1 protein-coding gene is annotated in these 235 nt (G+C 23.4%); it reads left to right on the top strand.

The window, feature by feature from the left end; all coding sequences use genetic code 11:
- Positions 1 to 219, top strand: a 219-nt coding sequence (locus tag RMT89_RS45455) for a hypothetical protein (protein WP_315889605.1), incomplete at its 5' end; no start/stop codon positions are given.
- Between the last annotated feature and the right edge of the window lie 16 nt (positions 220 to 235).

The following is a 235-nucleotide window of genomic DNA, read 5'->3' as shown; positions in this document are numbered from 1 at the left end:
AGTCAAGAAGAACTTCAAGACTATTTAAAATCAAAAGATTTTGATTCTGTATTAATAATTCCAAAAGGATTTTTACAAAATTTAAAGGATTATGAAGAAACTAAATTATTTTTAATACCAAATCCAGATAGAATACAAGAATCAATGACAGTATACACACTTTTAAAAACTCTTTTTAAAGAATTATCGGGTATACCTGATATAAAAATTCAGTTGTAGAACCATTTTTTATATC

The sequence above is a fragment of the Streptomyces sp. P17 genome, assembly GCF_032436805.1.
GTDB lineage: Bacteria > Actinomycetota > Actinomycetes > Streptomycetales > Streptomycetaceae > Streptomyces.
The sequence above is the reverse complement of the archived record's forward strand: the minus strand, read 5'-3'. Positions and strand labels throughout refer to the sequence as shown.